This is a genomic window from Nocardioides plantarum (assembly GCF_006346395.1).
GTDB classification, from domain to species: domain Bacteria; phylum Actinomycetota; class Actinomycetes; order Propionibacteriales; family Nocardioidaceae; genus Nocardioides; species Nocardioides plantarum.
The window spans coordinates 407,005-425,334 of record NZ_VDMS01000001.1 but is presented as its reverse complement, the minus strand read 5'-3'; the positions used below and the strand labels follow the sequence as shown (position 1 = coordinate 425,334).

The 18,330-nt window shown below is 71.9% G+C and carries 17 protein-coding genes; 14 read left to right on the top strand and 3 right to left on the bottom strand.

Translation table 11 applies throughout. The features are described from left to right. Positions 1 to 153 precede the first annotated feature (153 nt). The 4 genes from FJQ56_RS01955 to FJQ56_RS01945 all read left to right on the top strand — a co-directional run bounded on the left by FJQ56_RS01955 (position 154) and on the right by FJQ56_RS01945 (position 3,534). Complete coding sequence (locus FJQ56_RS01955; protein WP_140007517.1) at positions 154 to 1,353, top strand: acyl-CoA dehydrogenase family protein; 1,200 nt, start codon at positions 154 to 156, stop codon at positions 1,351 to 1,353. 157 nt (positions 1,354 to 1,510) lie between these two features. Further along, entirely contained in the window at positions 1,511 to 2,581 is a 1,071-nt protein-coding gene (locus tag FJQ56_RS01950) for a DUF2332 domain-containing protein (RefSeq protein WP_140007516.1), read from the top strand. Between the two features lie 47 nt (positions 2,582 to 2,628). Next, a complete protein-coding gene (locus FJQ56_RS21960) occupies positions 2,629 to 2,805 on the top strand; it encodes a DUF5302 domain-containing protein (protein WP_170215226.1) in 177 nt (58 codons plus the stop codon). Positions 2,806 to 3,000: 195 nt separating this feature from the next. Further along, positions 3,001 to 3,534, top strand: coding sequence for a MaoC family dehydratase (locus FJQ56_RS01945; RefSeq protein WP_140007515.1), 534 nt, complete (start codon positions 3,001 to 3,003; stop codon positions 3,532 to 3,534). Here FJQ56_RS01945 and FJQ56_RS01940 read toward each other — a convergent pair. Next, positions 3,522 to 4,676, bottom strand: a complete 1,155-nt coding sequence (locus FJQ56_RS01940; RefSeq protein ID WP_140007514.1) for an MFS transporter — start codon at positions 4,674 to 4,676, stop codon at positions 3,522 to 3,524. The two genes, FJQ56_RS01945 and FJQ56_RS01940, sit on opposite strands and share 13 nt — an antisense overlap. A gap of 79 nt (positions 4,677 to 4,755) precedes the next feature. Between FJQ56_RS01940 and FJQ56_RS01935 the strand changes: the two genes are divergently transcribed. From FJQ56_RS01935 to FJQ56_RS01915, 5 genes are read left to right on the top strand one after another with little or no spacing between them, the layout of a single operon-like run. Then, positions 4,756 to 6,705: a CASTOR/POLLUX-related putative ion channel gene (locus FJQ56_RS01935; protein ID WP_140007513.1), complete on the top strand. Its 1,950-nt coding sequence runs from the start codon at positions 4,756 to 4,758 to the stop codon at positions 6,703 to 6,705. 2 nt (positions 6,706 to 6,707) lie between these two features. Beyond that, positions 6,708 to 7,289: a histidine phosphatase family protein gene (locus tag FJQ56_RS01930; RefSeq protein WP_140007512.1), complete on the top strand. Its 582-nt coding sequence runs from the start codon at positions 6,708 to 6,710 to the stop codon at positions 7,287 to 7,289. A 32-nt stretch (positions 7,290 to 7,321) separates the two neighbouring features. Beyond that, positions 7,322 to 7,957, top strand: coding sequence for a DUF6758 family protein (locus FJQ56_RS01925; protein WP_170215225.1), 636 nt, complete (start codon positions 7,322 to 7,324; stop codon positions 7,955 to 7,957). A 25-nt stretch (positions 7,958 to 7,982) separates the two neighbouring features. Then, positions 7,983 to 8,846, top strand: a complete 864-nt coding sequence (locus FJQ56_RS01920) for a PHP domain-containing protein (protein WP_140007511.1) — start codon at positions 7,983 to 7,985, stop codon at positions 8,844 to 8,846. Beyond that, positions 8,843 to 9,460, top strand: a complete 618-nt coding sequence (locus FJQ56_RS01915; RefSeq protein ID WP_140007510.1) for a MarC family protein — start codon at positions 8,843 to 8,845, stop codon at positions 9,458 to 9,460. Before FJQ56_RS01920 ends, FJQ56_RS01915 begins: the two co-directional genes overlap by 4 nt. 358 nt (positions 9,461 to 9,818) lie before the next feature. Here FJQ56_RS01915 and FJQ56_RS01910 read toward each other — a convergent pair whose 3' ends face one another. Next, a complete protein-coding gene (locus FJQ56_RS01910) occupies positions 9,819 to 10,571 on the bottom strand; it encodes an SDR family NAD(P)-dependent oxidoreductase (RefSeq protein ID WP_140007509.1) in 753 nt (250 codons plus the stop codon). Between the two features lie 113 nt (positions 10,572 to 10,684). Here FJQ56_RS01910 and FJQ56_RS01905 point away from each other — a divergent pair, with 113 nt between their 5' ends. Together FJQ56_RS01905 and FJQ56_RS01900 are read left to right on the top strand one after the other, a co-directional pair. After that, positions 10,685 to 11,467 (top strand): ParA family protein, encoded by a 783-nt coding sequence (locus FJQ56_RS01905; protein ID WP_140007508.1) that lies wholly within the window; start codon positions 10,685 to 10,687, stop codon positions 11,465 to 11,467. A gap of 7 nt (positions 11,468 to 11,474) precedes the next feature. Next, complete coding sequence (locus FJQ56_RS01900; RefSeq protein WP_140007507.1) at positions 11,475 to 12,203, top strand: L,D-transpeptidase; 729 nt, start codon at positions 11,475 to 11,477, stop codon at positions 12,201 to 12,203. A gap of 137 nt (positions 12,204 to 12,340) precedes the next feature. On the opposite strand, the gene aceE is transcribed toward FJQ56_RS01900, so the two are convergent. Next, positions 12,341 to 15,079 (bottom strand): pyruvate dehydrogenase (acetyl-transferring), homodimeric type, encoded by a 2,739-nt coding sequence (gene aceE / locus FJQ56_RS01895; RefSeq protein ID WP_246084099.1) that lies wholly within the window; start codon positions 15,077 to 15,079, stop codon positions 12,341 to 12,343. A gap of 301 nt (positions 15,080 to 15,380) precedes the next feature. On the opposite strand from aceE, the gene FJQ56_RS01890 reads away from it, so the two are divergent. From FJQ56_RS01890 to FJQ56_RS01880, 3 genes are read left to right on the top strand one after another with little or no spacing between them, the layout of a single operon-like run. Next, the gene (locus tag FJQ56_RS01890) at positions 15,381 to 15,821 is read left to right on the top strand and encodes a DUF3052 domain-containing protein (RefSeq protein ID WP_281284651.1); all 441 of its coding nucleotides are present in this window, start codon (positions 15,381 to 15,383) and stop codon (positions 15,819 to 15,821) included. A gap of 42 nt (positions 15,822 to 15,863) precedes the next feature. Further along, positions 15,864 to 17,498 carry an AMP-binding protein gene (locus tag FJQ56_RS01885; protein WP_140007504.1) on the top strand — a complete coding sequence of 545 codons (1,635 nt, stop codon included), beginning with the start codon at positions 15,864 to 15,866 and terminating at the stop codon, positions 17,496 to 17,498. Further along, positions 17,495 to 17,959 (top strand): peroxiredoxin, encoded by a 465-nt coding sequence (locus FJQ56_RS01880; protein WP_140007503.1) that lies wholly within the window; start codon positions 17,495 to 17,497, stop codon positions 17,957 to 17,959. The genes FJQ56_RS01885 and FJQ56_RS01880 overlap by 4 nt, the downstream gene beginning before the upstream one ends. The last annotated feature ends 371 nt before the right edge of the window (positions 17,960 to 18,330 follow it).

Here is an 18,330-nt window from a genome sequence, read left to right as displayed (position 1 = left end):
GGACGCTACGGTCGACGCCGGCGCGATCCGCGGTGACGCATCTCACCATGGGTCCGCCCGGACGGGGTGGCCCGCGCGTCTACCGTGTCCAGCAGGATTACCGACCGGTAACACTGCGCCGACATCGACAGCCCCGACGAGAAAGGACCCATCATGGGTCGCCTCTGCGAGACCGAAGGCCTCACCGAAGACCAGACCGAGATCCTCAAGGCGGTCCGCACGTTCGTGGAGGACAAGATCCTCCCGGTCGCCACGGAGCTGGAGCACGCCGACGAGTACCCCCAGGAGATCGTCGACGGGCTCAAGGAGCTCGGCATCTTCGGGCTGATGATCCCCGAGGAGTACGACGGCCTCGGCGAGTCGCTGCTGACCTACGCCCTGTGCGTGGAGGAGATCGCCCGCGGCTGGATGAGCGTCTCGGGGGTCATCAACACCCACTTCATCGTGGCCTACCTGCTGATGCAGCACGGCACCGACGAGCAGAAGCAGAAGTACCTCCCGCGGATGGCCACCGGCGAGGTCCGCGGGGCGTTCTCGATGTCCGAGCCGGGGCTGGGCTCCGACGTCGCGGCGATCAAGACCAAGGCCGTGCGGGGCGACGCCGGCGACTACACGATCGACGGCCAGAAGATGTGGCTGACCAACGGCGGCACCTCCACCCTGGTCGCGACCCTGGTCAAGACCGACGAGGGCAGCGACAGCGTCTACAAGAACATGACGACGTTCCTGCTCGAGAAGGAGGCCGGCTTCGGCGAGACCGCGCCCGGGCTCACCATCCCCGGCAAGATCGACAAGATGGGCTACAAGGGCGTCGACACCACCGAGATGGTCCTCGAGGGCCACCAGGTCGCGGCCGAGCAGATTCTCGGCGGGGAGCCCGGCAAGGGCTTCTACCAGATGATGGACGGCGTCGAGGTCGGCCGCGTCAACGTCGCGGCCCGGGCCTGCGGCATCGCCAACCGGGCCTTCGAGCTGGCCATCGCCTACGCCCAGCAGCGCGAGACCTTCGGCAAGCCGATCGCCGAGCACCAGGCGATCCTGTTCCGCCTCGCGGAGATGGCGACCAAGGTCGAGGCCGCCCACGCGATGATGGTCCGCTCGGCCCGCATCAAGGACAAGGGCGAGCGCAACGACGTCGAGGCGGGCATGGCCAAGTACCTCGCTGCGGAGTACTGCAACGAGGTCGTCCAGGACTCCTTCCGCATCCACGGCGGCTACGGCTACTCCAAGGAGTACGAGATCGAGCGCCTCTACCGCGAGGCCGCGTTCATGCTGATCGGCGAGGGCACCGCCGACATCCAGAAGATGATCATCGGGCGCTCGCTGCTGAAGGACTACAAGCTCAAGGGCTGACGCACACGACGCCGGTCGAGGTGTGAGGAGCGCTAGCGACGAGCCTCGAGACCCCGCAGCCTCAGGTCGACCCGGGATCGTCGGCTGGGGTGGTCTCGAGGCTCGGCCGTGGCCGGCCTCGCACCTCGACCGACGTGGGGTGGTGCAGGCTGGTCGCATGGACCTCGAGGACGCGTTCCGTAGCCAGGCCGAGGCGTGCGGCCACCTCGGCTCCCCGATGTACGCCGACCTGCTGGGCCGCGTCGCGGACGCGCTGCACCAGGGCGGCGAGGCGGCCGCGCCGTTCGCGCGCGTGCTCGCTGGGCACGAGGGCATGGCCGGTCCGTCGGCGCTGGCGCTGCGGCTGGCGGGCTCGGTGCATCGCCTGGTGCTCGAGCGCCGGGCGGGTGCGCTGGCGGCGTACTACCCGAGCGTGGGCGGCACCTGGGAGCCGGAGGGGTGCTGGGAGGCGTTCCGGGCACTCGTCGCCGACGAGCCCGACGCCGTGGGCGAGTGGCTCGACCGGCCGCCGCAGACCAACGAGGTCGGGCGGTCCGCCGCGCTGATGGCCGGGCTGCTCGAGATCACCCGGCGGACCGACCTCCCGCTGCGACTCCTCGAGATCGGGTCCTCCGGCGGGCTCAACCTGCTCGCCGACCGCTACTCGTACGTCGACGACGCGGATGTGGCGTACGGCGACCAGGGGTCTCCGGTGCGACTCGAGGGCGCGTGGACCGGGCCGGGGCCATGGACCGATCCCGACGCCCGCTGGCCTCGGGTCGTGGAGCGGATCGGCTCCGACGTGATGCCGGTCGACGTGGCGACCACGGCCGGCCGGCTCACCCTGACCGCCTACGTCTGGCCCGACCAGACGGCGCGCCACGAGCGCCTGCGCGGGGCGCTGCGAGTGGCGGCCGACACGCCGGTGACGTTGCGCCGCGAGAGTGCCCGCGAGCTGGTCCGGGGCCTCTCGCTGGCCGACGGCCTGGTCACCGTGGTCTGGCACAGCGTGATGTGGCAGTACCTCGACCGAGCCGAGCAGGACGAGGTCCTCACCTGCCTCGACGAGCTGGGGGCGCAGGCCACCGCGCAGACGCCCCTGGCCCACCTGAGCCTCGAGCCGCGGCGCCGTACGCCCGAGGAGGACCGCCAGTTCTGGCTGGTGCTGCGCACCTGGCCGGGCGCGGAGTCGCGGTTCCTGGCGCGGTCTCGGGCCCACGGCGTCCCTGTCGACTGGCTGTCCGTCTGAGCAGCAACCCCGTCGACGGATGACCAGGGGAGTGCCAAGGTGGAGGCATGACCGACGCCAACGAGGACCTGAAGGCCAAGATGCGCGAGGCGCTCGACCGCAAGAACCGCAAGGAGAAGGGCGTCCACGAGGACGCGCCGCTCCACGAGAAGGCCCACGGCTCCGAGGTCGCCGCCGGCGGGCCGAAGATGCACCGGCGCAAGGCCGGCGGTGGCGGAGCGTAGCGAGCCGGCCGAGGAACGAGGCCGGGTCGCGCAAGCGGAGGGTTGAGCGAGCGCGCGACCGAGGAACGAGGTCGCGACCGCGAGTCGAAACCACCGCAGCGTCAGCTCGACCGCATCACGGCCCTCGAGACTGCCGCCGGTCACGCCCTGCCAGACTGACCCCCGTCGTACCCCAGACGAGGTCAGGAGCCAGTCGTGCAGTTCGGTCGAAGCTACGAGGAGTTCGAGGTCGGTGCGACCTACAAGCACTGGCCCGGCAAGACGGTCACCGAGGCCGACGACCACCTCTTCTGCCTGCTCACGATGAACCACCACCCGCTCCACCTCGACGTCAACTACGCCGAGAAGACGACGCAGTTCGGCAAGAACGTCGTGGTGGGCAACTACGTCTACTCGATCCTGCTCGGCATGTCGGTCGCCGACATCTCGGGCAAGGCGATCGCCAACCTCGAGGTCGAGTCGCTGCGCCACGTCGCGCCGACGTTCCACGGCGACACGCTCTACGGCGAGACCACCGTGCTCGACAAGACCGAGAGCAGGAGCAAGGACGACCGCGGGGTCGTCTACGTCGAGACCATCGGCTACAACCAGGACGGCAAGGTCGTGTGCGTCTTCCGCCGCAAGGTGATGGTGCCCAAGGACAGCTACCTGCAGGCGCGCGGTGGCGAGCAGCCCGGTCGCCCCGTCCCGCAGCCGGACAAGAACTGGCCCGGTCCTCAGACCGTCTGAGACCCGCTGCGGCCCGGCACCTCGGCGGCGAACGCCCGGGCCAGCGGCAGCAGGGCGAGCACCAGCACGGCCGGTACGGCGAAGCCGAACCGCAGCGAGCCGCTGCCGACGACGCCGGTGAGGACCGCGCCCACCAGGGCCCCGGCGTAGTTGAACTGGTTGAAGCGGGCCACCACGGCATCGGTGCGTGACGGTGACCCGCCGGCGATCCGGCCCGCGGCGGAGAAGCTGAGCGGGGCGACCACCGCCATGCCGGCACCGGTGATCGCGAACCCCAGCACCGCCACCGGCCAGGTCGGCGCCGCCACCACCGTGACCAGGCCGAGGCAGCCCACGACGGTGCCGACGCGCAGCACCGGCACGACGCCGTGCCGCGCGACCAGGCCGTCCCCGGCCAGGCGCACGACCAGGCTCGCACCCAGGTAGGGCAGCGTCGCCAGCGCCACCAGGCGCTCGGGGGCCACGACGGTGCGGTCGAGGTAGGTCGCGCCCCACGTGGTGGCGGCGGTGTCGACCATGTAGAAGACGACCATGCCGAGCCCGACCAGCAGGATCGGGCGCCACGGGACGGCGTCGTCGAGCGCGACCGCCGTGCCGGGCACCTCGGCCCGGGTCACGAACGCGCCGAAGGCGACCACCAGCGGGACGACGGCGACCGCGGCCCCGGCCCGGTCGGGCAGGCCCGAGGTCGCGAGGGTCAGGCCGGCACCGAGCAGCCCCCCGAGGGTCCAGGCCGCGTGGAACGACGGGAGCAGGGGCCGCCCGGCCGCGTGCTCGACGGCCACCGCCTGCATGTTGGTGGTCGCATCGACGAGACCCAGCGCGACGCCGTACGCCGCGAGCCCGACGACGAAGCCGGCGACCACGGGCGCCAGCAGCAGCGCGGGTACGGCGACCGCCGTCAGCAACAGCCCCGCGCGGAGCACCAGCGCGCTGTCGCGGGTGGCGGCCAGGCGCTCGGCGAGCACCGACCCGGCCCCGGCGAGCAGCACCATCATCAGCAGCAGTGCCGACAGCTCGAGCTCGCCGAGGTCCCACCGGTCGGCGGTGTCGGGCAGGCGGGTGGTCAGGCTGATGAAGACCAGCCCCTGACTGGCGAACGCCGCGGCAGCGGCGCGACGGTGCTGCACGAGCGGGCTCACCGGAGGATCGTGGCACGGACGGGCTCCCAATTCGGCCGAACGGCAGTCCGACCCGTCGTCGGTCCGTCACGATGCGCTCATGCCCAAGACGTCCCAGCAGCTGCGCAGCCGCACCGCCAAGAAGGTCGGCGCCCGTGCGGCCGGCAGCGCCCAGCCCACCGCGGCGGCCCGCGAACCGCGATCGAGCCTGGCCGACCGGCTGCGCTACGCGTTCGACAACTCGATGTCGCGGGGCACGCCGGCGCTGGTGGCCTGGCTCGCGGTGGTCACGCTGGTCCTGATCGTCGCCTTCGCGGTCATCACCACCCTCACCGGTCTGCGCGGCGACAGCGACGAGGGGTTCTGGAAGGAGCTCTTCCTCAGCCTCAACCACGCCCTCGACGCCGGCTTCATCGGCGGTGACACCGGGTCGTGGCAGTTCCTGCTCACCATGCTCGCCCTGACGCTGGCCGGGTTGTTCATCGTCAGCGCCCTCATCGGCGTGATCGCCGCCGGCATCGACGAGAAGCTGGCCGAGCTGCGCCGCGGCCGGTCGGTCGTCATCGAGGCCGACCACACCGTGATCCTCGGCTGGTCCGACTCGATCTTCACCATCATCAGCGAGCTCACGATCGCCAACGAGAGCCGCCGCCGTCCGGTCGTGGTGGTGCTCGCCCCCCGCGACAAGGTCGAGATGGAGGACGCCCTGCGTGCCAAGGTGCCCGACCTGCGCGGCACCCGCGTGATCTGCCGGTCGGGCTCGCCGATGGACGTCGACGACCTGGGGCTGAGCAGCCCCACGACGGCCCGCTCGGTCATCCTGCTCTCGCCCGAGTCCGAGGACCCCGACAGCGAGGTCATCAAGGCCCTGCTGGCGCTGACCCACCGCACCGGCGAGGTTCCCGAGGCCGAGGGCCCGCGCATCGTCGCGGAGATCCGCAACCCGTCCAACCTCGAGGCCGCGCGCCTGGTCGGCACCGACCGCACGGTGCTCCTCGACATCCGCGACACCGTCGCCAAGCTGCTGGTGCAGACGTCGCGGCAGTCCGGGGCCGCCGCGGTCTACGTCGAGCTGTTCGACTACGACGGCGACGAGATCTACTTCCTCGACGCACCCGACCTCGCGGGCTCGACGTACGCCGAGGCGCAGCTGGCGTTCGAGGAGGCCTCGGTCATCGGGGTCGTGGACCCGGGCGGTCCCGTCCTCAACCCGGCCCCCGACACCGTGATCGGCCACCGCACGCTGATCCTGGTCGCCGAGGACGACGACGGGTTGGCCGCCTCGCCGCGCTCGACGACCCGCCCCGACCTCGGCGCCCTGGGCACGGCTGTCGAGAGCGAGCCCGAGCCCACCCAGGCGCTGCTCGTCGGCTGGAACGAGCGGGCCCCGATCGTGCTGCGCGAGCTCGACAAGTACGCGCCCGCCGGCTCGACCCTCACCGTCCTCACGTCGTACGGCGACGACCTCGCCTCCGAGCTGCCCCCGCTCGAGCACCTCGCGGTGACCGTGCAGGCCGGCCCGACGACCGACCGGGCCACGCTCGACCGGCACGTCACCGCCGACCTCGACCAGGTGATGGTGCTCTGCTACTCCGAGCACCTCGAGCAGCAGGCCGCCGACGCCAAGACGCTCGTCACGCTGCTCCACGTGCGCGACATCCTCGGCCGGCTGGGCGTCTCGACCCCGGTCGTCAGCGAGATGCTCGACGACCGCAACCGGGTCCTCGCCGAGGTCGCGCAGGTCGACGACGTCGTGGTGAGCGGCGAGATCATCAGCCTGCTCGTCACCCAGCTCTCCGAGGACCAGCGTCTCGAGGCGGTCTTCGACCAGCTCCTCGGCGACGAGGGCGCCGAGGTCTACCTGCGCCCGGCCGACCTCTACGTGCGCCCGGGCCAGGTCTCCTGGGCGACGGTCGTGGCCGGTGCCACCCGCCGCGGCGAGACCGCGATCGGCTTCAAGACCGGTCAGCAGGTCACCGTCAACCCCGACAAGTCCTCGGTCCTCGACGTCGGTGCGGGGGACCGGGTGGTGGTGCTGGCAGACTCCTGACCGTGGCTGAACACGAGGGTGAGCTCTGGGTCGTCCGGCACGGACCGACGGAGTGGAGCCGCAACGGGCGGCACACGTCGATCACCGACCTGCCGCTGCTGCCCGACAGCGAGGACGACGCCCGGGCCCTCGCGCCGCGCCTGGCCGACGTCGACCCCGTGCTCGTGCTGACCAGTCCGCGGCTGCGGGCGCGTCGTACGGCGCAGCTGGCGGGGTTCGCCGACGCCGAGGTCGACGACGACCTGGCCGAGTGGGCCTACGGCGCCTACGAGGGCGTCACCACGCCCGACATCCGCGAGGGTGCGCCCGGGTGGTCGATCTGGACCGACGGCTGCCCCGACGGCGAGTCGCCGGGGGAGTCGCCCGACGAGGTCGGCGCCCGGCTCGACCGCATCGTCGCCCGGGCCCGGGCCGCCGACGGGCCGGTGCTGGCCTTCGCCCACGGTCACTCGCTGCGGGTGCTGGCCGCCCGCTGGCTCGGCCTGCCCGTGGCCGACGGCCGACACTTCCACCTCGACACCGCGACGGTGTCGGTGCTCGGTGAGGACCGCGGCGCCCCCGTCGTCCGGCGCTGGAACGCTTGACTCCTGCCGGTGGCGGACAGGACCGTAGGGCCATGTCCCTGCTGATCGGGTGCCCCCGCTGCGCCGCCCCGGTCACCGAGACCCCGGCCGGCTGGGTGTGCGTCGAGCACGCCGAGATCGAGCCGCTGTGGCGTCCCGCGGAGCCGTCGTACGACGCCTTCGCCGACCACCTGCGTCGCTCGTCGTCGGTGCCGACCTACCTGCCCTGGCCGCTGAGCCCGGGGTGGAGCGTCAGCGACTTCGCCGCCGTGGGGGCCGACCCCGACCGGGCCCGCGCGACCATGACCTGCTCGTCGGGACCCAGCGAGCTCGACGGGCCGGTCGACGTCATCGTGGTGACCGAGGAGGCCGGGACCGGCCTCGGGGCCCGGATCGCCGGCACGGCCCACGACGATCCCGGCGCCGACCTGGGCGACGGGCCCCCGAGCGTGCGGGTGCGTCTCGACCGCCAGGTCGTGCCGCTGTGGCCGGTGTCGACGAGCGCCGCCACCGCCGAGTGGGACCGCTCGGTGGTCGCGGGGGAGGCCGACGGGCGCTGGCTGTGGCTGGTGCTCCGTCCGGCGTCCGCGATCCTGCTGCTGCGCAACGACTGGTTCCTGCGCGACGCCTCGCAGGCGGGTCCGCACCTGGTCGAGCTGCCGTTCGGCGGTCCCGCTCCCGCCTGGTGAGCGCGGCTCTCCGTAGAGTTGGCCGGTGCGCATCGACCTCCACACCCACTCGGTCGTCAGCGACGGCACCCAGACCGCGACCGAGCTCGTGCGCGCGGCCCACGAGGCGGGACTCGACGTCCTGGCCCTGACCGACCACGACACCGCCGCCGGGTGGGACGAGGCGGTGGCCGCGGCCCGCGAGACCGGCATCGGCCTGGTGCGCGGCATGGAGCTCAGCACCCACCACCACGGCCGCGGCGTGCACCTGCTGGCCTACCTGCCCGACCCGACCCACCCCGGTCTCGCAGCCGAGCTGGCCCGGGTGCTGGACGGTCGCGGATCGCGTGCGCCGGCGATCCTGGCCGCGCTGCGCCGGCTCGGCATCGACCTGCACGCCGACGAGATCGTCGCCGAGGTGCCCGGGCGACCCCACGTCGCCGACGCACTCGTACGCCGGGGCGAGGTGGCCTCGCGCGACGAGGCCTTCGAGCGCTACCTCAACCCCGGGCGCCCGGCGTACGTCGACCGCTACGCGACCCCGCTCACCACCGCGATCCGCCTCGTCGCCGAGGCAGGCGGCGCCAGCGTCATCGCCCACCCGTGGGGACGGGGGCGTCGCGACACGCTGCCCGTGGCCGAGCTCGGCCGGCTGGCCGAGGTCGGCCTGGCCGGCATCGAGGTCGACCACCAGGACCACGACGCCGACGCCCGTGCCGAGCTGCGTGCCATCGCCGGCGCCCTCGACCTCGTCGCCACCGGGTCCAGCGACCACCACGGCCTGGGCAAGGTCGACCACGGGCTCGGCGTCAACACCACCGACCCGGAGCAGTACGCGCGGTTGCTCGAGCGGGCGGCGGCCGCCTCGGCCGCGTCCGGCCGTAAGACGCCCCAGGTCGTCGGGTCATGAGCTCGGTCCTCGACACCGTGCTGCTCGTCGAGGTCTTCGTGACGCTCTTCGTGATCATGGACCCCGTCGGCACCGTGCCGATCTTCCTGTCCCTCACCAACGGCCGCTCGCCCGCTGCGGCCAAGCGCGCGGCCTGGCAGGCCGTCGCCGTGTCGTTCCTGGTGATCACGGTCTTCGCCTTCTTCGGCCAGCAGATCCTGTCCTACCTCCACATCTCGCTGCCGGCGCTGCAGTGCGCCGGCGGCCTGCTGCTGCTCCTGGTCGCCCTCGAGCTGCTGACCGGCAACGAGAAGGAGCCCACCGCCGCGGCGGGCACCAACGTCGCGCTCGTGCCGCTCGGCACCCCGCTGCTCGCCGGGCCCGGCGCCATCGTGGCGACGATGCTGTTCGTCGAGGACGTCGACGGCTGGTCGACCTTCGCCGCGGTCGCGCTCGGCATCGTCGCGGTGCACGCCAGCCTCTGGGCGGCGATGCGCTTCTCGCTGCCGATCCTCAAGGTGATCCGCGAGAGCGGGGTCCTGCTCGTCACCCGCATCGCCGGCCTGCTGCTCTCCGCGATCGCCGTCCAGCTCGTCGCCGACGCGGTCCGAGCCTTCATCGCCGGCGAGGGGTGAGGCGCAGCCGGTCGCGAGGAACGAGCGGACGGCGTGGGCGCCGAAGGGTCGAGCAAGCGTCGCGGGTGAGGAACGAACCCGCGACAGGCGCGTCGAGACCACCGCAGCCGGACGTCCTACCGGGGCTGGTCTGCCGGCTGGGGTGGTCTCGAGGCTCGTCGCTGGGGCTCCTCGCACCTCGACCGACGTGGGGTGATGCTCAGGACCGCGCGAGGCACGAGCGCCGCTCCTGAGCAGGCGCGTCGAGACCACCGCAGCCGGACGTTCCACCGGGGGTCGGTCTGCCGGCTGGGGTGGTCTCGAGGCTCGTCGCCGGGGCTCCTCGCACCTCGACCGACGCCGGGGGCCGGTCTGTCGGCTACTTGCGGCCGATGGACTGGTAGGTCTGCAGGGCGCGAGAGGGGATGAGCCGGGTCAGGCCCGCGATGGCCTTGTAGTGGGCGCCGGGGATCGACAGGGCGCGACCCTTGTCAAAGTCCTTGAGGGCCTTGTCGACGAGGAAGTCGACGTCGAGCCACATGAAGCTGTCGCCGCGCTTGACCTGCATCCGCTCGTGGAACTCGGTCTTGGTGAACCCCGGGCACAGTGCCATCACGGTGACGCCCTGGCTGCGGTACTCGGTGGCGGCCCACTCGCTGAAGCTGTTGACCCAGGCCTTGGCGGCGGCGTACGTGCCACGGGGGAGGAAGGCCGCGACGCTCGAGACGTTGATGACGCCGCCGCTGCCACGCTCGGTCATCGGTCCGAGCGCGGCGTGGCTGAGGCGCAGGACGGCGGTGACCAGGACGCCGAGCATGGCGGCCTCCTCGCCGACGGAGTTGTCGAGGAACCGCTTCTTGAGCCCGAACCCGGCGTTGTTGACCAGCAGGTCGACCGGGCGGGAGACGTCGCGCAGCCGGTCCTCCACGCGGAGCAGGTCGTCGGGGACGACGAGGTCGGCCACGAGGGTCTCGACGTCGACGTCGTGGTCGGTGCGCAGGGTGGCCGCGACGTCCTCGAGCCGGGAGCCGTCGCGGGCGACCAGGACCAGGTCGTGGCCGCGGCGGGCGAGGTGGACGGCGAAGGCGTGGCCGATGCCGGCGGTCGCGCCGGTGACGAGTGCGGTGGGCATGGCTGTGATCCAACCAGGGACGCCCAGGACCTGCTCCGGTGATCGCGCACCGGACCTCGGACCACGCCGTGTCGCCTGCCCTCGACGCGGTCGGTCGGGCACAATGACCCGGGATGAGCCCGCCGAGCACCACCCTCGCGATCGCCAACCAGAAGGGCGGCGTCGCCAAGACGACCAGTGTCGCCTCGATCGGTGCCGCGTTGGCCGAGCTGGGTCATGCGGTGCTCCTGGTCGACCTCGACCCGCAGGCCTGCCTGACGTTCTCCCTCGGCATCGATCCCGAGGACCTCGAGCTCTCCGTCCACCAGGTGCTCACCAAGGGCCTCGACCCGACCGAGGTCATCGTCGAGACCGACGACGGCGTCTCGCTGCTGCCGGCCACGATCGAGCTGGCCCGCGCCGAGGCCGACCTGCTCACCCGTACCGGCCGTGAGCACGTGCTGCGCTCGATGCTCGAGGACCTCGCCGCCAAGGGCGTCCATTTCGACTGGATCCTGCTCGACTGCCCGCCGTCGCTGGGCGTGCTGACCGTCGCCGCGCTCACCGCCGCCGACGGGGTCCTCATCCCGCTGCAGTGCGAGACCCTGTCGCACCGTGGTGTCGGCCAGCTCCTCGACACCGTCCACGACGTACGCCGGTTCACCAACCGTGAGCTCGAGGTGTGGGGCGTGCTGCCGACGCTCTACGACGGCCGCACCACCCACGCCCGGACCGTGCTCGAGACGATCTCGGAGACCTACGACCTCGAGGTCGTCGAGCCGCCGATCCCCAAGACCATCAAGTTCGCCGAGGCCCCGGCCGCGGGCCGGTCGATCCTGTCGACCAGCCGCAGCAGCAAGGGCGCCGCGGCGTACCGACAGGTGGCCGCCAACCTGGTCACCCGAGCGGCTCGGTGAGGTCGCGATGAGCCGCCACCGCTCCGAGCCCCCGCAGCACCACCAGACCCACTACGGCCGCATCGTCGTGCTGACGGTGTCGCTGCTGACGACCGCGGTCGCGTTGCTCGGCGGGGTGGGCGTGCTGCCCTCGGCCGCCGACAGCGACGGCCGCGACCGTACCGATGTCCTCGTCTCCGCCATCCGGACGACCGCCTCGGCGACCGGGGTGAACGTCGCCGACACCAGGGTCGGTGCCGCGGCGCCGGTCGAGCTGCCGGACGAGCCCGCTGCGAAGCCGACGTCCGAGCCGACCACTCAGACACCGGCCCGGGTCGACCCGGCCGACGACAAGACGCTGCCGGCCCGGTCCGGGACCGGCCGTCGGGTCGTCTTCAGCGAGGACCGGCAGCGGGTCTGGCTGGTGTCGAGCACCGGGGCCATCCGACGCACCTACCTGGTGTCGGGCAGCGTCACCGACAACCTCGACCCCGGCACCTACGAGGTCTACTCCCGCTCCGAGAACGCCGTCGGCATCGACGACTCCGGCACCATGCAGTGGTTCGTCCGCTTCACCCGCGGTCCGTCGGGTGCCGCGATCGGCTTCCACACGATCCCCGTCGACGACGGCCGCGTCGTCCAGAGCCGCGCCGAGCTCGGCACCCCCCGGTCCCACGGCTGCATCCGCCAGTCCACCCCCGACGCCAAGGCGCTGTGGGCCTTCGCCCCGCTCGGCACCACCGTCGTCGTGGTCTGACGCTGCGGCCCGCCCGGCCCGGCCACTTACTGACTGTCCGATGCACTACCTGACGGCTGTAGCTGTCAGGTAGTGGTCACGACGGTCAGTAAGTGCCGGGCGGGAGCGGGCGGCCCCGAGAGCCCCGGGGGCCGGCGTCAGGCGCCGGCGCCCTCCTGCTTGACGTCGGCGACAGCCATCGGGTCGTCGATGCGGTACTGGCGGGCGGCCTTGGCGACCAGGGCCGGGTCGATCTCGCCAGCGTCGGCGAGCGCCTGCAGGGCGCGGACGACGACCGACTCGGCGTCGATCTTGAAGAACCGGCGGGCGGCGGGGCGGGTGTCGGCGAAGCCGAAGCCGTCGGCGCCCAGGACGCAGTAGTCGCCCGGGACCCAGCGCGCGATCTGCAGCGGCACCGCGGCCATGTAGTCGGACACGGCCACGAACGGTCCGCCGGAGCCGTCGAGCTTCGACGTCACGTAGGGCACGCGGGGGGCGTCGTCGGCGTGGAGGAGATTGTGGTCCTCGGCGGCGACGGCGTCGCGGGCCAGCTCGTTCCACGACGTGACCGACCAGGTGTCGGCCTGTACACCCCACTCCTCGGCCAGCAGGCGCGCGGCCTTCTTGACCCAGGGGAAGCCGACGCCGGAGGCCAGCAGCTGCACGCGCGGCCCCTCGCCCTCGGCCACGGAGACCCGGTGCACGCCACGCAGGATGCCCTCGACGTCGACGTCGTCGGGCTGGGCGGGCTGCTCGACCGGCTCGTTGTAGACGGTGACGTAGAAGATGACGTTCTCACCGGTGCCGTCGCTGCCGCCCTCGCCGTACATCCGCTCGAGGCCCGAGCGCATGATGTGGCCGACCTCGTAGGAGAACGCCGGGTCGTAGTGGACGATCGCGGGGTTGGTCGCCGCGAGCAGCGGGGAGTGGCCGTCGGCGTGCTGGAGGCCCTCGCCGGTCAGCGTGGTCCGCCCGGCGGTGGCCCCGATCAGGAAGCCCCGGGCCAGCTGGTCGGCCATCGCCCAGATCGAGTCGCCCGTGCGCTGGAACCCGAACATCGAGTAGAAGATGTAGAACGGGATCATGTGCTCGCCGTGGGTGGAGTACGCCGACCCGGCTGCGGTCGCCGAGGCCATCGCGCCGGCCTCGGAGATGCCCTCGTGCAGCATCTGGCCCTTCTCGGACTCGGTGTACTTCAGCAGCAGCTTGCGGTCGACCGACTCGTACTGCTGGCCGCCCGGGTTGTAGACCTTGGCGCTCGGGAACATCGAGTCCATGCCGAACGTGCGGTACTCGTCGGGCGCGATCGGCACCAGGCGCTGACCGATCTCGGGGTCCTTCATCCAGTCCTTGAGCAGCCGGACGACGGCCATCGTGGTGGCGACCGCGTGCTTGCCGCCGCCCTTGGTGAGCTCGCTGTAGACGGCGTCGCCGGGCAGCTTGAGCGCCTTGGCACGGACGACGCGGCGCGGCACCGAGCCGCCCAGGGCCTCGCGGCGCTGCATCATGTACTCGATCTCGGGGGACTTCTCGCCCGGGTGGAAGAACGGCGCGGAGCCGGTCTCCTCGTAGGAGCGCTCGAGGTCGCGGTCGGAGATCGGCAGCTTGAGCCGGTCGCGGAAGCGCTTGAGGTCCTCGGGGGTGAGCTTCTTCATCTGGTGGGTGGCGTTCTTGCCCTCCAGGGAGTCGATCGTCCAGCCCTTGATCGTCTTGGCCAGGATCACCGTCGGCTGCCCGACGTGCTTGGTGGCGGAGTCGAAGGCGGCGTAGACCTTGCGGTAGTCGTGGCCACCGCGGGGGAGCTTCTGGATCTGCGAGTCGCTCATGTGCTCGGCCATCCGCCGCAGCCGGGGGTCGGGTCCGAAGAAGTTCTCGCGCACGTAGGCGCCGTCCTCGACCGAGTAGGTCTGGAACGCGCCGTCGGGCGTGGTGTTCATCTTGTTGACCAGCACGCCGTCGACGTCGCGGGCGAGCAGGGCGTCCCAGCCCTGGCCCCAGATGACCTTGATGACGTTCCAGCCGGCGCCACGGAAGTTGGCCTCGAGCTCCTGGATGATCTTGCCGTTGCCGGTGACCGGTCCGTCGAGCTGCTGCAGGTTGCAGTTGACGACCCAGGTGAGGTTGTCGAGCTCCTCGCGAGCAGCCACCCGGATCGCGCCGAGCGACTCGGGCTCGGCCATCTCGCCGTCGCCGAGGAACGCGAACACGCGCTGCTCGGAGGTGTCCTTGATACCGCGGTTGTGGAGGTAGCGGTTGAAGCGCGCCTGGTAGATCGAGTTGATCGCCGTCAGGCCCATCGACACCGTCGGGAACTCCCAGAACTCCGGCATCAGCCGCGGGTGCGGGTACGACGACAGCCCGGCGTGCGGACCGTGCTGGACCTCCTGGCGGAAGCGGTAGAGCTGCTGCTCGCTGAGCCGGCCCTCGAGGAAGGCGCGGGCGTAGATGCCCGGCGCGGCGTGGCCCTGGATGTAGAGCTGGTCGCCCCCGCCGGGAGCGTCCTTGCCGCGGAAGAAGTGGTTGAAGCCGACCTCGTAGAGCGACGCCGAGGACTGGTAGGTCGCGATGTGACCGCCGACCTCCAGGCCCTTGCGGTTGGCGCTGGAGACCATCACGGCGGCGTTCCAGCGCAGGAAGGCGCGGATGCGCTGCTCGACCTCGTAGTCGCCGGGGAACCACGGCTCGCGCTCGGGCGGGATCGTGTTGATGTAGTCGGTGCTGCGCAGGGCGGGCACGCCGACCTGCTTCTCACGAGCCCGCTCGAGCAGGCGCAGCATCACGTAGCGCGCACGCTCGCGGCCGCGCTCGTCGAGCATGGAGTCGAAGGAGTCGAGCCAGTCCTGGGTCTCGTCGGGATCGATGTCGGGCAGCTGGGTGGGCAGCCCTTCGTGGATCACCGCGCGGGCAGTCGACCGGGTCTGGTCGGCCTGTCCGTCGCTCTGGCTGGTCTGGTCGGGGGAGGTGGATGTCTCGCCGCTCACCCCGCCATCCTGGCACGCATCCGGGCGTGCGAATGAGACGCCCGGCCTACTTGCCGGTAGCCCCGGCATCCGGTCGCCCGGAGGTGCCCAGCCCGTGTCCAGCCGGTGTCCAGCACCGGGACGCGGATCGCCCGGGTCTTGCAGGTTGCGCCCCAGTCCGATGGACTACGCCCGACAACCTCTTCTTTCTCTCCCATTCCTTCAGGAGGAATCTCCCGTGAGCTCGACCGCCGGTGGCGGCACCCAAACCCCAACTGGCCAGACGGGTCCGGCCGAGAGGCTCGGCCTGACCAAGGGCTTGGTCGTGCAAGAGCTCGGCTGGGACAACGACACCGATGACGCCCTCCGGGTCGCCATCGAGGACGGGATCGACGCCGACATGGTCGACGCCGACTACGGCAACGTGGTCGACGCCGTCCTGCTGTGGTGGCGCGACGAGGACGGCGACCTGGTCGACGGCCTGGTCGAGGCCCTGACCGACCTGGTCGGCGGCGGGGTGATCTGGTTGCTGACCCCCAAGATCGGCCGGCCCAACTCGGTCGACGCCGCCGACATCGCCGAGGCCGCACCCATCGCGGGGCTGTCGCAGACGACGTCCGCCGCGGTCAGCAAGGACTGGTCGGCGACCCGCCTGGTCGCGCCCAAGACGGTCGCCTGAGCCCGGCCCGGGTGCGCCCGGGCCCAGGTCTAAGGTGACGTCGTGCTCCAGAAGCTGACGTCCGGCGCCGCCGCTGCCGCCACCTCGTTGAAGGTCCTCGGGGGTGCTGGGGTGATCCGCCCCTACTCCCCGCTCACGCTGGCCCGGTTGGCCCGCACGCTCAAGGCGTGGGGCACTGGTCCCGCGGGCGGGTTCACCTCGTTGGCGCTGCGGGTGCCCGACCAGGTCGGCATCGTCGACGAGCTCGGCGAGCTCACCTGGGGAGAGCTGCACGCCCGGTCCAACTCCCTGGCGCATGCGCTGCGTGACCTCGGTGTGGGCGAGGGAGACGGCGTCGCGATCATGTGCCGCAACCACCGCGGCTTCGTCGACGCCAGCATCGCGGTGGCCAAGCTCGGCGCCGACATCATCTACCTCAACACCGCGTTCGCCGGGCCCCAGCTCGTCGAGGTGCTCGAGCGCGACCAGCCGACGGTGCTGATCTACGACGAGGAGTTCACCGACCTGGTGGCGCAGGCGTCGGTCGGCATCCGCGTCGTCGCCTGGACCGACGGCGCGACCGTCGGCGACGTCCCCACGCTCGAGTCGCTGATCGAGTCGCACGACTCCCCGGACCTCGACCCCCCGTCGCGCCACGGGCGGCTGATCATCCTCACCTCGGGCACCACGGGCACGCCCAAGGGCGCCCCGCGCAGCGAGGCCGGTGTCGAGGCCGCCGTCGCGCTGCTCGGGTCGATCCCGCTCAAGGCCGGGCAGCGGGTCCACATCGCCGCGCCCCTGTTCCACACCTGGGGCTACGCCCACCTAGCGCTGTCGATGCTGCTCGGCTCCACGGTGGTGCTGCGCCGGCGCTTCGAGCCCGAGTCGTTCCTGGAGACCGTCCAGCAGCACCGCTGCGAGGCCGCCGCGGTGATCCCGGTGATGCTGCAGCGCACCCTCGCCCTGCCGCAGGAGGCCCAGGACCGCTACGACGTCAGCTCGCTGACCGTCGTGGCCAGCTCCGGGTCCGCGCTGCCCGGTGACCTCGCGCTGACCTGGATGGACCAGTTCGGAGACCACCTCTACTCGACGTACGGCTCGACCGAGGTGGCCTACGCCGCCATCGCCGGCCCCGCCGACCTGCGGGCCAACCCCGCGACGGCCGGGCGGCCGCCGTACGCCACGACCGTCAAGATCCTCGACGACCAGGGCGCGGAGGTGCCCGCGGGCGCCTCCGGGCGGATCTTCGTCGGCAACGGCCTGCTCTTCGAGGGCTACACCGGCGGCGGCCACAAGGAGGTCGTCGACGGCCTCATGTCGACCGGCGACGTGGGCCGCTTCGACGACGACGGCCGGCTCATGGTCGAGGGACGCGACGACGAGATGATCGTGTCCGGCGGCGAGAACGTCTTCCCCCAGGAGGTCGAGGACTGCCTGGCCCGCCACGAGGCCGTCACCGAGGTGGCCGCCGTCGGCATCGACGACGACGACTTCGGCAAGCGGCTCAAGGCGTTCGTGGTCGTCAAGGCCGACGCCCACGTCACCGAGGCCGACCTCCAGGACTGGGTCAGGAGCAACCTCGCCCGCTACAAGGTGCCCCGGGTGATCGTCTTCCTCGACGAGCTGCCCCGCAACGCCACCGGCAAGGTCCTCAAGCGCGAGCTCGCCCAGGACGACAGCGGGTCGAGCGACCGGTGAGCGGCCTCCTGCTCGGTGGCCCCGCCCCCGACTTCACCCTGCGCGACCAGTTCGGCCAGGACGTCACGCTGTCGGCCTACCGGGGCCGCAAGGCCGTCGCGATCCTGTTCTACCCCTACGCGTTCTCGGGCGTCTGCACCGGCGAGATGTCCGGCATCCGCGACCGGCTCGACGAGTTCATGACCTTCGACACCGAGGTGCTCGGCATCTCGTGCGACCCGATGTTCGCGCTGCGTGCCTTCGCCGACCAGGACGGGCTCAACTTCCCCCTGCTCAGCGACTTCTGGCCGCACGGCGAGGTCGCCCGGGCCTACGACGTGCTCGACGAGGAGCGCGGCTGCCCGCGGCGCTCGTCGTACGTCGTCGACCGCGACGGCACGGTGCGGTGGGCGGTCCACAACGCCACCTCCCAGGCCCGCGACCTCGACGAGCACCTGCGTCAGCTGCAGGCGCTGGCCTAGACCGGCCGGGGCGAATTCGCTGGAGTTGTCCGCAACCGGTTGACCATCGGCCGGGCGTCAGTAGAGTTCCTCACGTCGAACCGCTGGAGACCCGAGACTCCAGCGGTTCGATTCATTTGGTCGTCTCCGGCCTCCCACGGCTGGCTGGCCGACTCCGCCTGGCCTCGCTGCCGCCGGTGTGGCAGTCGGCCGCCCAGCCGCCGGGTCGGCCTGCGACTCCTGCGCACTGTGGTCGGCCTGGGTAGGGGTTGGGGCGCCTTGTGGGCGGTGCGGCCGGGATGGTCGTCTCCGGCTGGCCGCGGCTGGCTCGCCGACTCCGCTGTCGCGGGTCGGGCGACCACACGGTGGTCGAGGAAGGCGCGCTGGCGCCT